General features: G+C 73.1%; 13 protein-coding genes. 11 read left to right on the top strand and 2 right to left on the bottom strand.

All coding sequences use genetic code 11. From position 1 onward, the window contains the following. The first annotated feature begins 4 nt into the window (after positions 1-4). From atpD to ACR9E3_RS09950, 3 genes are all read left to right on the top strand, one after another. The gene (gene atpD / locus ACR9E3_RS09960; RefSeq protein WP_460380085.1) at positions 5-1,435 is read left to right on the top strand and encodes a F0F1 ATP synthase subunit beta; all 1,431 of its coding nucleotides are present in this window, start codon (positions 5-7) and stop codon (positions 1,433-1,435) included. A gap of 74 nt (positions 1,436-1,509) precedes the next feature. Beyond that, the gene (locus ACR9E3_RS09955) at positions 1,510-1,890 is read left to right on the top strand and encodes a F0F1 ATP synthase subunit epsilon (protein ID WP_285656285.1); all 381 of its coding nucleotides are present in this window, start codon (positions 1,510-1,512) and stop codon (positions 1,888-1,890) included. A 16-nt stretch (positions 1,891-1,906) separates the two neighbouring features. Beyond that, positions 1,907-2,368 carry a DUF2550 domain-containing protein gene (locus ACR9E3_RS09950; protein ID WP_460380084.1) on the top strand — a complete coding sequence of 154 codons (462 nt, stop codon included), beginning with the start codon at positions 1,907-1,909 and terminating at the stop codon, positions 2,366-2,368. Positions 2,369-2,372: 4 nt separating this feature from the next. Here ACR9E3_RS09950 and ACR9E3_RS09945 read toward each other — a convergent pair whose 3' ends face one another. Together ACR9E3_RS09945 and ACR9E3_RS09940 are read right to left on the bottom strand one after the other, a co-directional pair. Continuing rightward, positions 2,373-2,873, bottom strand: coding sequence for a hypothetical protein (locus ACR9E3_RS09945; RefSeq protein ID WP_460380083.1), 501 nt, complete (start codon positions 2,871-2,873; stop codon positions 2,373-2,375). Positions 2,874-2,941: 68 nt separating this feature from the next. Further along, on the bottom strand, positions 2,942-3,706 hold the full coding sequence (locus ACR9E3_RS09940; RefSeq protein ID WP_460380082.1) for a FadR/GntR family transcriptional regulator: 765 nt from the start codon (positions 3,704-3,706) through the stop codon (positions 2,942-2,944). Positions 3,707-3,771: 65 nt separating this feature from the next. Here ACR9E3_RS09940 and ACR9E3_RS09935 point away from each other — a divergent pair, with 65 nt between their 5' ends. Genes ACR9E3_RS09935 through rutA form a run of 8 tightly spaced genes read left to right on the top strand, consistent with a single transcriptional unit; the run spans position 3,772 to position 11,888 of the window. Beyond that, positions 3,772-4,329: a MaoC family dehydratase gene (locus tag ACR9E3_RS09935; protein WP_460380081.1), complete on the top strand. Its 558-nt coding sequence runs from the start codon at positions 3,772-3,774 to the stop codon at positions 4,327-4,329. Then, a complete protein-coding gene (locus ACR9E3_RS09930) occupies positions 4,326-5,534 on the top strand; it encodes a CaiB/BaiF CoA transferase family protein (protein WP_460380080.1) in 1,209 nt (402 codons plus the stop codon). The genes ACR9E3_RS09935 and ACR9E3_RS09930 overlap by 4 nt, the downstream gene beginning before the upstream one ends. Continuing rightward, a complete protein-coding gene (locus ACR9E3_RS09925) occupies positions 5,534-6,694 on the top strand; it encodes an acyl-CoA dehydrogenase family protein (RefSeq protein WP_460380079.1) in 1,161 nt (386 codons plus the stop codon). Before ACR9E3_RS09930 ends, ACR9E3_RS09925 begins: the two co-directional genes overlap by 1 nt. After that, a complete protein-coding gene (locus ACR9E3_RS09920; protein ID WP_460380078.1) occupies positions 6,691-6,885 on the top strand; it encodes a hypothetical protein in 195 nt (64 codons plus the stop codon). Before ACR9E3_RS09925 ends, ACR9E3_RS09920 begins: the two co-directional genes overlap by 4 nt. Next, the gene (locus ACR9E3_RS09915) at positions 6,882-8,264 is read left to right on the top strand and encodes an amidase (protein ID WP_460380077.1); all 1,383 of its coding nucleotides are present in this window, start codon (positions 6,882-6,884) and stop codon (positions 8,262-8,264) included. The genes ACR9E3_RS09920 and ACR9E3_RS09915 overlap by 4 nt, the downstream gene beginning before the upstream one ends. A 53-nt stretch (positions 8,265-8,317) precedes the next feature. Further along, the gene (locus ACR9E3_RS09910) at positions 8,318-9,712 is read left to right on the top strand and encodes an MmgE/PrpD family protein (RefSeq protein WP_460380076.1); all 1,395 of its coding nucleotides are present in this window, start codon (positions 8,318-8,320) and stop codon (positions 9,710-9,712) included. Beyond that, positions 9,702-10,811 (top strand): LLM class flavin-dependent oxidoreductase, encoded by a 1,110-nt coding sequence (locus ACR9E3_RS09905; protein ID WP_460380075.1) that lies wholly within the window; start codon positions 9,702-9,704, stop codon positions 10,809-10,811. Before ACR9E3_RS09910 ends, ACR9E3_RS09905 begins: the two co-directional genes overlap by 11 nt. Before the next feature lie 24 nt (positions 10,812-10,835). Continuing rightward, positions 10,836-11,888: a pyrimidine utilization protein A gene (gene rutA / locus ACR9E3_RS09900; RefSeq protein WP_460380074.1), complete on the top strand. Its 1,053-nt coding sequence runs from the start codon at positions 10,836-10,838 to the stop codon at positions 11,886-11,888. Positions 11,889-12,147: the final 259 nt, after the last annotated feature.

Here is a 12,147-nt window from a genome sequence, read left to right as displayed (position 1 = left end):
CCCAATGACGCAGGCACCCGAGAAGTCCACCGGCACGACCGGGCGCATCGCCCGCGTGCTCGGACCCGTCATCGACGTCGAGTTCCCGCGTGACGCGGTGCCCGACCTGTTCAACGCGCTCACCTTCGACGTCACCCTCGGCGGCGAGACGAAGATGATCACCCTGGAGGTGGCCCAGCACCTGGGCGACAACCAGGTGCGCACCATCGCCATGCAGCCCACCGACGGCGTGGTCCGCGGGCAGGAGGTCACCGACACCGGGTCGGCGATCTCGGTGCCCGTCGGCCAGGAGGTCAAGGGGCACGTGTTCAACGCGCTCGGCGACTGCCTGGACGAGCCGGGCTACGGCAAGGACCTCGACCGCTGGTCGATCCACCGCGACCCGCCGCCCTTCGACCAGCTCGAGGGCCGCACCGAGGTGCTGCAGACCGGCCTGAAGGTCGTCGACCTGCTCACCCCGTACGTGCAGGGCGGCAAGATCGGCCTCTTCGGCGGCGCCGGCGTCGGCAAGACCGTGCTCATCCAGGAGATGATCCAGCGCATCGCCCGGAACTTCGGTGGCACCTCGGTGTTCGCCGGCGTGGGCGAGCGCACCCGTGAGGGCAATGACCTCTGGGTCGAGCTCGCCGACGCCGACGTCCTCAAGGACACCGCGCTGGTGTTCGGGCAGATGGACGAGCCGCCGGGCACCCGCATGCGGGTCGGCCTGTCGGGTCTCACGATGGCGGAGTACTTCCGTGACCAGGAGGGTCAGGACGTCCTCCTGTTCATCGACAACATCTTCCGCTTCACCCAGGCCGGCCAGGAGGTCTCGACCCTCCTCGGCCGCATGCCCTCGGCCGTGGGCTACCAGCCGACGCTCGCCGACGAGATGGGCGAGCTCCAGGAGCGGATCACGTCGACCAAGGGCCGGTCGATCACCTCGATGCAGGCGATCTACGTCCCCGCCGACGACTACACCGACCCGGCGCCGGCCACCACGTTCGCCCACCTGGACGCGACCACGGAGCTCTCCCGTGGCGTCTTCGCCAAGGGCATCTTCCCCGCGGTGGACCCGCTGACGTCGACCTCGACGATCCTCGCCCCCGAGTACGTCGGCGAGGACCACTACCGCGTGGCGCGCGAGGTCATCCGCATCCTGCAGAAGTACAACGACCTGCAGGACATCATCGCCATCCTCGGCATCGACGAGCTCTCCGAGGAGGACAAGCTCACCGTCGCCCGCGCGCGGCGCATCGAGCGCTTCCTCGGCCAGAACATGTACGCCGCCGAGCAGTTCACCGGTGAGCCCGGCTCCAACGTGGATGTCAAGGACACGGTCGAGGCGTTCGACAAGATCGCCAAGGGCGAGTACGACGACTACGCCGAGCAGGCCTTCCAGATGTGCGGTGACCTCGACGACGTCGAGGAGAACCAGAAGAAGTACTCCGAGTGAGACGCCGCGCGGCCGGGCCCGACAGCCCGGCCGCGCGGTGTGCCACCCCCAGCGAGAGACAAGGATGACGACGCGTGGCCGAGATGCAGGTCGAGCTCGTGGCCGTGGAGCGCAAGGTCTGGTCGGGCACGGCGGAGTTCGTCTTCGCGCGGACGGCGGTCGGTGAGATCGGCATCCTGCCTCGCCACGAGCCGCTGATCGCCCAGCTCGTCGAGGCGGGCATGGTGCGGATCGACCCCACCGACGGTGAGTCGGTACGGGCCGCCGTCTTCGGGGGGTTCCTCTCGATGGACGGCGAGAAGCTCACGATCCTCGCCGAGGAGGCCGAGCTCGCCGACGAGATCGACGTCTCCGCCGCCCAGCAGGCCCGGGACTCCGCGAACGAGGAGGACGCCGAGGGCCGGGCGTCGAAGGCACGGGCCGAGGCCCGACTCGCGGCGGCCGGCCAGGACTGAGAGCACCGAGGCTCCGTTGACCACCGGCATGATCGTCGAGATCGTCCTCGCGGTCGTGCTGCTGGCCATCCTGGTGATCTCGCTGCTGGCGCTGCGGCGCATCCAGCAGCTGCGCCGGGGCGGGGTCGACGTGGCCCTGCGCCCGTCGCCCCCGCTCGACGCGGCGACCGGGCGCCCCTCCGACCGGGGGTGGCGCACCGGCGTCGGCCGCTACCGGGGCAACCAGTTCCGCCTGTTCCACGTCGGCGGCCTGCGGACCGCGCCCCGGGTGGTGCTCGACCGCACCGAGCTCCAGATCGTCGACCGCCGCCCACCCCGCGACGGCGAGATGCACGCCGCCACGACGACGGTGCTGTCCCTGCGCACCCGCGGTGGCACCTGGGAGGTCGCGATGGCCCCCGACGTGCTCACGGGCTTCTCGTCCTGGCTCGAGTCGATCCCGCCGGGCCGCTCGACGGGCTACCGCCAGGCGAGCTGAGCCCTCACCGGTCGGAGCGCGGCCGCGCCGCCTCGACGGCGGCCGTGAGCGCCGCGCGGAAGGCCGTCACGTCCGGCCCGGTGCCCACGCGGACGTAGCGGGTGGAGCGCCGCTCCCCGCCCAGCGGCCTGCTCGTGACCGGGAGCCGGTCGTCGGGCACGTCCACGGGCATCCCGGTCACCTTCGCCAGCAGCTCGGCGGGTGCGGCGGAGAACTCGACCTGGCGCAGCGGGTGGAGGGCCACCTCGTCGTGATCGGCGGCGTGGTCGACCACGACCAGCAGCTCGGGCGTCAGCAACAGCTCCACCTCGGAGCGCGTGGTCCGCGGCGTGCGGAACAGGCGCGTCGTCGTGGCCTCCTCGTCGACGCGCAGACCGTCGGTGACGTCGGGCAGCGGATCGCCCCGATCGTGCTGCGCGGCCTGCTCGCGGACCCGCGCCGCCGCGGCCGGCGTCAGGTCGTCGGCGGCGATGGCGCGGGACGTGATCGTGCGGGCGGTGGGCACGGCGCCACGGTGGTGGAGCGCGGGCGAGGGGTCAACGTCCCGCGCGGGACACTGGTCCGCGGCCGCGGTCAGGTCCAGAAGCCGTCGCGCTCGTAGAGCCGGCGCAGCTCGACGATGTGGTCGCGCATGGACTCCTCGGCCTCGCCCGCACGGCCCTCGGCGATGTGCTCGGCGATCTCGCGGTGGCAGGCGTCGACCTTGTCCCACTCGCCGGCCTCGACACCGGCGCGCCGCAGCCGGGTGCGCAGCACGTCGTTCACCGGCTGGCCCATGAGCGTGAGCATGAGGTTGCCGGTGGCCATGAGCAGCGTGGTGTGGAAGTCGAGGTGGCCGACGAAGCCGCTGGGGTCGCGGTCGTCGCGAGGGGCGGCCGCCGCGGCGCGCACCGCCTCGACGGTCTCGGCGTCGGCGCGCTGCGCGGCCAGCCGGGCGGTGGCGGGCTCGAGCAGCAGGCGCGCCTCCAGCAGGTCGCTGACGTGCAGCTGTGGGGTCATGACGAGGACGCCGAGGGCGCTGCCGACGTCCTCGACGACCCGCGCCGGATCGGGCTCGCTGACGAACGTGCCGCCCTGCACGCCGCGGAGGGTCTCGACGAGGTGCTGGCTGGAGAGCACCCGCAGGGCCTCGCGGGCGGTGCTGCGGCTGACGCCGAAGGCGCGGCCGAGCTCGGCCTCGTTGGGCAGCCGGGTGCCGGCGGGCAGGGTGCCCGCGAGGATCTGGGTGCGGAGCTCGTCGGCCACCTGCCGGTACGCCGGGCGCACGCGCTGGACCCGCAGGTGCGCGACGGGCGTCGAGGGCCCGGCCGTGCCTGGGGCGGGCGGCTGCGGGGGCACGGTCGCAGCGTAGACGGTCCGTCGGCGCTTGTGGAGCAATACGTCAGACGTTTAGCGTCGGCGCCATGGCCGTCGTCGCGGGGTGGCAGGGGCGTTTCTTCGAGGACTTCGTGGTCGGCGACGTCTACCAGCACCCGCTGGGTCGCACGATCACCGAGACCGACAACACCTGGTTCACGTTGCTGACGATGAACACCAACCAGGCGCACTTCAACGCCCGGGTCGGCGCCGACTCGGAGTTCGGTCGCATGATCGTCGCGTCGCCGCTGACGATCTCCATCGTGCTCGGGCAGTCGGTGTCGGACACGAGCCAGAACGCGTTCGCGAACCTCGGGATCGACGAACTGCGCCTGACGAACCCGGTGTTCGCGGGCGACACCCTGTGGTCGGAGTCGCTGGTGCTCGAGACGCGGGCCTCGTCGAGCCGCCCGGAGGCGGGCATCGTCCGCGTGCGCAGCCGCGGACTCAACCAGGACGGCGTCGAGGTGCTGACGTTCAAGCGCGCGTTCTACGTCCACCGCCGCGACGCCCCGCGGGCCGCGTCGCACTTCCCGCAGGCCGAGGTCCCCCTGTCCCTGGAGAACGAGCCGCTGGAGAACGAGCCGCAGGAGAACGAGGCATGAGGCCGCTCGAGGACGTCCGCATCATCTCGCTCGAGCAGTACGGCGCGGGGCCGTTCGGGTCGATGCACCTCGCCGAGCTGGGCGCCGACGTCGTCAAGATCGAGGACCCGACGTCGGGGGGCGACGTCGGCCGCCACGTCCCGCCCTACGCGGGCGACGGGGACTCGCTGTTCTTCGAGTCGTTCAACAAGAACAAGTCCTCGGTGCTGCTCGACATCCGCACCGAGGCCGGGCAGGCCGTGTTCCACGACCTCGTCCGCTCGGCCGACGCCGTGTACTCGAACCTGCGCGGCGACGTGCCCGCGAAGCTCGGGATCCGCTACGAGGACCTGAAGGACGTCAACCCGCGGATCGTCTGCTGCTCGCTGACCGGCTTCGGGATGACCGGGCCGCGGTCGCGCGAGCCGGGCTACGACTACGTCCTGCAGGCGCTCGGCGGCTGGATGTCGCTGACCGGCGAGCCGGGCGGCGCGCCGCAGAAGGCGGGCCTGTCCCTGGTGGACTACAGCGGCGGCTTCGTCGCGGCGATCGCCCTGCTCGCGGGCATCCACGCGGCCCGCCGCGACGGGGTCGGCACCGACTGCGACCTGTCCCTCTTCGACACCGCGGTCAGCCTGCTGACGTACCCGGCGACCTGGCACATGACGGCGGGCTACGAACCGGCGCGCACGCGGCACTCGGCGCACCCCTCGCTGGTGCCGTTCCAGGCGTTCGAGGCCGCGGACGGGTGGCTCGTCGTGGGATGCGCCAAGGAGAAGTTCTGGCAGCGGCTGACGGTGGTGCTCGAGCGCCCCGACCTCGCCGCGGACCTGCGCTTCGCGAGCTTCGTCGAGCGCGACCGGCACCGCGACGTGCTGCTGCCGGTGCTCGAGGAGCTCTTCCGCGGCCGGGACGTCGCCACCTGGATCGACCTCATGGGCGGCGCCGGAATCCCGTGCGCCCCGATCCACGAGGTCGACGAGGCCCTCACCGACGAGCACACGCTCGCCCGGGGCCTCGTCGCCGAGACCGAGCACCCGACATGGGGCACCGCGCGGTCGCTGCGCTCGCCGGTGCGGGTCGGGCCGCCGGGCGACGACACCCCGCCGGCCCGCCGCGGACCGGCGATGGGCGAGCACACCGAGACCGTGCTGCGCGGGATCGGCTACGACGACGAGCGTCTGGCCGCCGCGCGGGCGGCCGGCGCGTTCGGGAGGGACGCCTGATGGACTTCCGGCTCAGCGACGAGCAGCGGCTCTTCCGCGAGACGCTGCGCTCGTTCGTCGACCGCGAGATCGTGCCCGTCGCCCGCGACTGGGAGCACGAGGGCCGCTACCCGACCGAGATCGTCGAGGGGATGCGCAAGCTCGGCCTGTTCGGGCTGGCCGTGCCCGAGGAGTACGGGGGGCTCGACGCGGACACCGTCTCCTTCGCGCTGACCTTCGAGGAGATCTCGCGGGGCTGGATGGGCATCGCGGGCATCCTCGGCAGCCACTCGGTGTCCTGCTGGATGATCGCCCGGCACGGCACCGACGAGCAGAAGCAGCGCTACCTCCCGGAGCTGGCGACGGGGGAGCGACGCACCGCGATCGCGCTCACCGAGCCCGGGGCGGGGACCGACCTGCAGGGGATCACCACGACCGCGCGGCGCGACGGTGACGACTACGTCGTCCGCGGCACCAAGATGTGGATCACCAACGCCCGGCACGCCGACCCGCTGCCCGTGCTGGTCAAGACCGACCCGACGGCGTCACCGGCCCACCGCGGCATGAGCATGCTGCTCGTGGAGGCCGGGTCGCCCGGCCTCGAGATCACCAAGGACATGGGCAAGCTCGGCTACAAGGGCACCGAGTCGTGCGAGGTGGTGCTCGACGACGTGCGGGTGCCGGCCGCGCAGCTGCTCGGCGGGGTCGAGGGACGCGGGCTGCAGCAGGCGCTGTCGTCGCTGGAGACCGGGCGCGTGAACATCGCCGCCCGCTCGGTGGGCATCGCCCAGCGCGCCTACGAGGAGTCCCTGGCCTACGCCCGCGACCGCAGCGCGTTCGGGCACCCGATCGGCGACTTCCAGGCCGTGCAGCTGCGGCTGTCGGCGATCGCCGTACGCCTCCAGGCGGCCCGTCTCATGACCTACTGGGCGGCGTCGCGGATGGACGAGGGCGTGCGCATGGACACCGAGTCGGGGATGGCGAAGATCTTCGCCTCGGACGCGGCGCTGGAGTGCGCGACCGACGCGATGCGCATCCACGGCGGCTACGGCTACTCCACCGAGTTCGAGGTCGAGCGGCTGTACCGCGACGCCCCGCTGATGTCGATCGGCGAGGGCACCAACGACATGCTCGGCACGGTCGTCGCGTCGTCGCTGCTGGCGGGGAAGACGGTCCTGTGAACGTCCCGGAGCGCGCCGAGCTGGCCGCGCTCGCCCTCCGCCTCGGCTTCACGATCGACGACGACGTCGTGGGCGTGCTGCGCGCGGCGGTCGAGGCTGCCGAGCCGGCCGTCGCCCGGCTGCGCGCGCGACCCCTGGCGGCCGACGGCGCGGCCGACCCGGCGCACGGGGACGCGTGGGTGCGCCCGTGAACGACGCCACCGACCTGCTCGCCGCCTACGCGGCCCGCGACACCGACCCCGTCGAGGAGATCGACGCGGCGCTGAGCAGGCTGGCGGCCGCCCACGCGGCGCTGAACTGCACGATCGCCGTGCTCGGCGAGCGGGCCCGCGCCGCCGCGCAGGAGTCGGCGCGCCGCTGGGCCGACGGCACCGCGCGGCCCCTGGAGGGCGTCCCGTTCGGGGTGAAGGACGTCATCGACCTCGCCGGGGTGCCGACGACCAACGGGTCGTGGAACCACGGCGACGAGCCGGCCGCCGCGTCGGCCACCGTGGTCCGCCGGCTCGAGGACGCCGGGGCGATCGCGGTCAGCAAGGACGCGACCACCGAGTTCGCCGTCGGCGGGCCGCACCCGCCGCGCTTCGGGGCCGTGCGCAACCCGTGGGACCAGCGGCGGTGGGCCGGCGGGTCGTCGACGGGATCGGCCGCGTCCGTCGCGGCGCGGGCGGTGCCGTGCGCGCTCGGCACGGACGTCGGCGGCTCGGTGCGGCTGCCGTCGGCGTGGTGCGGGCTCACCGGGCTCAAGCCGACGGCAGGCGCGATCCCGCGCACCGGGGTGTTCCCGCTGTCGTGGACGACCGAGACCGTCGGACCGCTGGCGCGCAGCGCCCGGGACGTCGAGCGGCTGTTCGCCGTGCTGCGCGGGCCGGACGGTGCCGACCCCCGGAGCCCGTCGCTGCCCTCGTTCGACACGCCCGACGAGCACGACCTCACCGGCCTGCGCATCGCCGTCCCCGGCGGTGCGTTCACCGAGCTCTGCGACGCCGCGGTGGCCGCCGGGGTCGCGCACCTGGTCGACGAGCTGGTGGCCGCCGGCGCGGAGGTCGTGCCCGGCGAGGTGCCGTCGGCGGGGGACGCGCTGCCGATCGGCTACCAGGTGGTGTTCACCGAGGCGGCGACGCTGCACCGTGTCGACGCCGACCGCTGGGACACCTACGACCCCGTCGTCGTCCGTCGCATCAGCCAGGGCATCGTCACGCCCGCCGTCGACTACCTGCGGGCGCTGCAGTTCCGGGTGGAGCTGCAGCACGAGCTCGACGCGGTCTTCGCCGGCGCCGACCTGGTGGTCGTCCCGACCTGCCCGTCCACGGCGCCCCGCCTGCCGGACGGCACGGTGGTCGTCGACGGGCAGGAGTACCCGCTCTACGCGGCGCAGTCGCGCTCCACGATGCTCGGCAACCTCACCGGGGCCCCCGGCCTCGCGGTGCCGACCGGCGTGGCCCCGGACGGCTGTCCGGTCTCCGCCCAGCTCGTCGCCCCGCCGCACCGCGAGGCGACGGCGCTGTGGGCGGCGCGCGTGTTCCAGCAGCGCACCGCCCACCACCTCGCGGTCGCCCCTTCCGCCGTCTAAACGTCTGACGTATGGTCCGGTGAGCCCGGTCACCCCGGTAGAAGGGACCGTTCGTGTCGCTCGACAGCCCCACCCGGACCGCCCTCGCGGGCCGCGTCGCCGAGTTCGCGGCCGGCCTCGACGCCGCCGACGTGCCGGAGGAGGTCCTGGAGCGGGCGCGGTACCTCGTGCTCGACGCGGTCGGCCTGGCCTTCGCGTCCACCGCCTACCGGTTCCCCGGCATCGCCCGGGACGCGCTCGCGACCTTCGGCGGCGGCAGCCACCCGGTGCTCGGCATGCCCGATCGGCTCTCCCCGCGCGACGCCGCGGTGCTCAACGGGGTGCTGGTGCACGGCATGGACTTCGACGACACGCACATCCCGGCCGTCACGCACGTCTCGGCCTCCGCGCTCCCGGCGGCGATCTCCGCGGCCACGGTGGCCGGGGCGAGCACGCGCGAGCTGCTCGCGGCGTACGTCCTCGGGGTCGAGGTGTCGGCCCGGGTCGGCCTCGGCGGGGCGGGCGGCTTCCACGACGTCGGCTACCACCCGACCGCCGTCGCCGGCGCGTTCGGCGCCGCGGTCGCGGCCGGGCGGCTCTCCGGGCTCGACGCCGCGGGGCTCGCGACGGCACAGGGCGTCGTCGGGTCCATGGCGGCGGGCCTGCTGGAGTTCCTCGAGGACGGGGCGTGGACGAAGCGCCTGCACCCGGGCTGGGCGGCGATGTCGGGGCTCACCGCCGCCGCGTTCGCGAAGGCCGGCTGGACCGGGCCCGGCGCGGTGTACGAGGGCCGCTTCGGTCTCTACGCCACCCACCTCACCGGGCGGGAGACCCGGCCCGAGGCGGTCGCCGACGGCCTCGGCACGCAGTGGGAGCTGATGCGCACGGCGGTGAAGCCCTATCCGATCTGCCACTTCAACCACGCGTTCGCCGACGCGGCCCTGCTGCTGCGCGAGGAGCACGGCATCGCGGCCGACGACGTGCGCGCGATCCGGTGCGCGATCCACCCCGTGCCCGGCAAGGTCGTCTGCCAGCCGCCGGAGAACAAGTGGGTGCCGCGCGACGAGTACGACGCCAAGTTCAGCCTGCCGTTCACCGTCGCGGCCTCGCTGCGGCGCGGACGGTTCACGCTCGCCGAGCTCTCCGACGACGCGCTCGGTGACCCCGGGATCCTCGCGCTGGCGCGGCGCGTCGAGGTCGTCGACGACCACGAGGGCCTGTTCCCCGAGGCCTACTCCGGGCGCGTCGAGATCGAGCTCGCCGACGGCCGGGTGGTCGCCCACCGCGAGCAGGTCAACCGCGGCCACGACCGTCGCCCGCTGACCAACGCGGAGATCGACGAGAAGTTCGCCGGCACCATCGGGCGCGTCGCCGACACCGCGACGGCCGACCGCGTGCGGGACGCCGTGCTCTCGCTGGGTGACGACCGCCCCGCCGCCGAGTTCGCCGAGGCCTGCCGTGGGGTCTGACGGGAGACGGAGCATCGAGGGGAGCACGCCGATAGGGGAGCTCGACCCGAGCGGGAAGCGGATCCGCGCCGGGGTCTTCCTCACCCATCAGCAGCCGCCGGGCCGCGACCCGCTGGTGGCGCTGGAGGAGCAGCTCTCCCTCGTGCGCACCGCCCGCGACGGCGGCCTGGACTCCGTGTTCGCCGGCCAGCACCACCTCGCCGAGTCGATGGCACACATCCAGCCGCTGCCGTGGCTCGCGCGGGTGGCCGCCGAGGCCGGGGAGATGACGGTCGGCAGCGGCGTCCACCTCCTCGCGCTGCACCACCCCGTCGACACCGCGGAGGCCTACGCCGGGCTCGACGTCGTCGCGGGCGGCCGCTCGGTCTTCGGGATCGGGCTGGGCTACCGGCAGGTGGAGTACGACGCGTTCGGGGTGCCGCCGGGGGACAAGGTCCGGCGGTTCACCGAGAACCTGCGCATCGTCGAGGGCCTGTGGCGCGGCGAGGCCGTCTCCGCCGACCTGCCGTGGTGCCGGCTCGACGGCGTCCGGGCGACGTTCCGGCCGGTCGCCCGGCCCGACGGCGAGACCCGCCCCCCGATCTGGATGGCGGCCAACGCCGACGGCGCGGTGCGGCGGGCGGCCCGTCTCGCCGACACGTGGATGATCAACCCGCACGCCACCCGGGCGACCGTCGCCCGGCAGCTGGGCCTGTTCCACGCGGAGCGGACGGCGGCCGGGCGCGGCCCCGTCGCCGAGCTCCCCCTGATCCGCGAGGTGTTCTGCGCCCCCACCCGGGAGCAGGCCCTCGAGCTGGCCATGCCGCACCTCAGCCGGAAGTACGAGGTCTACGCGGACTGGGGCCAGGACCGTGTCATGCCCGGAACCGAGTCGTTCCGGGTCGGTTACGACGACCTCTCCCGCGACCGGTTCGTGGTGGGGTCTCCGGAGGACTGCACCGCCGCACTCCTCCCGTGGCGCGACGAGCTCGGCGTCGACCACTTCGTGTTCCGCACCGACTGGGCCGGCATGCCGGTCGAGGCGGCGCGGACCTCCCTCGACCTCCTCGCCCGCGAGGTGGTCCCGGCGCTGCGTGCGCTCCCCGTCCCCGTTTCCTGACCCTCCAAGGATTGGCGGCCCCCCGTGGACTTCGGCGTCTTCATCCCGATCGGCAACAACGGCTGGCTCATCTCCGAGAACTCCCCGCAGTACATGCCGACGTGGGACCTCAACCGCAACGTCGTGCAGGAGGCGGAGCGGCAGGGCTTCGCGTTCGCGCTGTCGATGATCAAACTGCGGGGCTTCGGCGGGAAGACCGAGTTCTGGGACCACAACCTCGAGTCCTTCACGCTGATGGCGGGGCTCGCGGCGGTCACCGACCGGATCAAGCTCTACGCGTCGACGGCCGTGCTGACGCTGCCGCCCGCCCTCGTCGCGCGCATGGCGTCGACGATCGACCAGATCGCACCCGGGCGCTTCGGCGTCAACATCGTCTCGGGCTGGGCCAAGGGCGAGTACGAGCAGATGGGCCTCTGGCCCGGCGACGAGTACTTCGGCTACCGCTACGACTACTCCACGGAGTACGTGAAGGTCCTGCGCGACCTGTGGGAGACCGGGCGCTGCGACCTCGACGGGCAGTACTTCCAGATGGACGACTGCGTGCTCTCGCCGCGGCCGTCGGGCAAGGTCGACATCGTCTGCGCCGGGCAGTCGGAGCGCGGGATGCGCTTCTGCGCCGAGTACGGCGACTACAACTTCATCCTCTCGCCGGGCGTCAACGACCCCGAGGTCTACCGCCAGCCCACCGAACGGCTCGCGTCGTTCGCCAAGGAGACCGGCCGTGACGTGAAGTCGCTGCCGCTGTTCATGGCGATCATGGCCGACACCGACGAGGAGGCGCAGGCGAAGTGGCGCTCCTACAACGAGGGCGCCGACGCCGGCGCGCTCGGCTACATGAGCGACGAGGGCAGCGCCGACAAGACCGCCGACGGCGGGGGCACCGCGCGCACGATCAACCTCCCCGAGGGCGCGGTCAACTTCAACATGGCCACCCTGGTCGGGTCGTACGAGACGGTCGCGCGGCAGATCGACGAGGTCGCCAAGATGCCCGGCGTGCAGGGGATGATGTTCACGTTCGACGACTTCGAGCAGGGCGTGCACGACTTCGGCACCAAGGTGAAGCCGCTGCTCGGCTGACGCCTCGGCGAGGGATCCCGCACCCCTGCGGGATCCGTCGCCGGCGGTCGGTTCACCGGTTTGCCGTACTGACGTGAACCGGGCTGCAGTATGTGACTGGAGTCACCGAGGCTCTACGCTCATGGTGTGAAGGTCTTGCTCCTGGAGAACATCCATCCGGTGGCGGCGGAAGCGTTCCGTGCCGAAGGTGTCGAGGTCGACGCGCGCTCGGGGTCGATGTCGGGCGCGGAGCTGGCGGAGGCCCTGTCCGGGGTGTCGT

The sequence above is a fragment of the Actinomycetospora sp. C-140 genome (assembly GCF_054796175.1).
The sequence above is the reverse complement of the archived record's forward strand: the minus strand, read 5'-3'. Positions and strand labels throughout refer to the sequence as shown.

What these genes read in the sequence shown, in the direction of transcription:
- atpD (WP_460380085.1), top strand. Translation starts at nt 5, where the DNA reads ATGACGCAGGCACCCGAGAAGTCCACCGGCACGACCGGGCGCATCGCC.
- ACR9E3_RS09935 (WP_460380081.1), top strand. Translation starts at nt 3,772, where the DNA reads ATGGCCGTCGTCGCGGGGTGGCAGGGGCGTTTCTTCGAGGACTTCGTG.
- ACR9E3_RS09930 (WP_460380080.1), top strand. Translation starts at nt 4,326, where the DNA reads ATGAGGCCGCTCGAGGACGTCCGCATCATCTCGCTCGAGCAGTACGGC.
- ACR9E3_RS09925 (WP_460380079.1), top strand. Translation starts at nt 5,534, where the DNA reads ATGGACTTCCGGCTCAGCGACGAGCAGCGGCTCTTCCGCGAGACGCTG.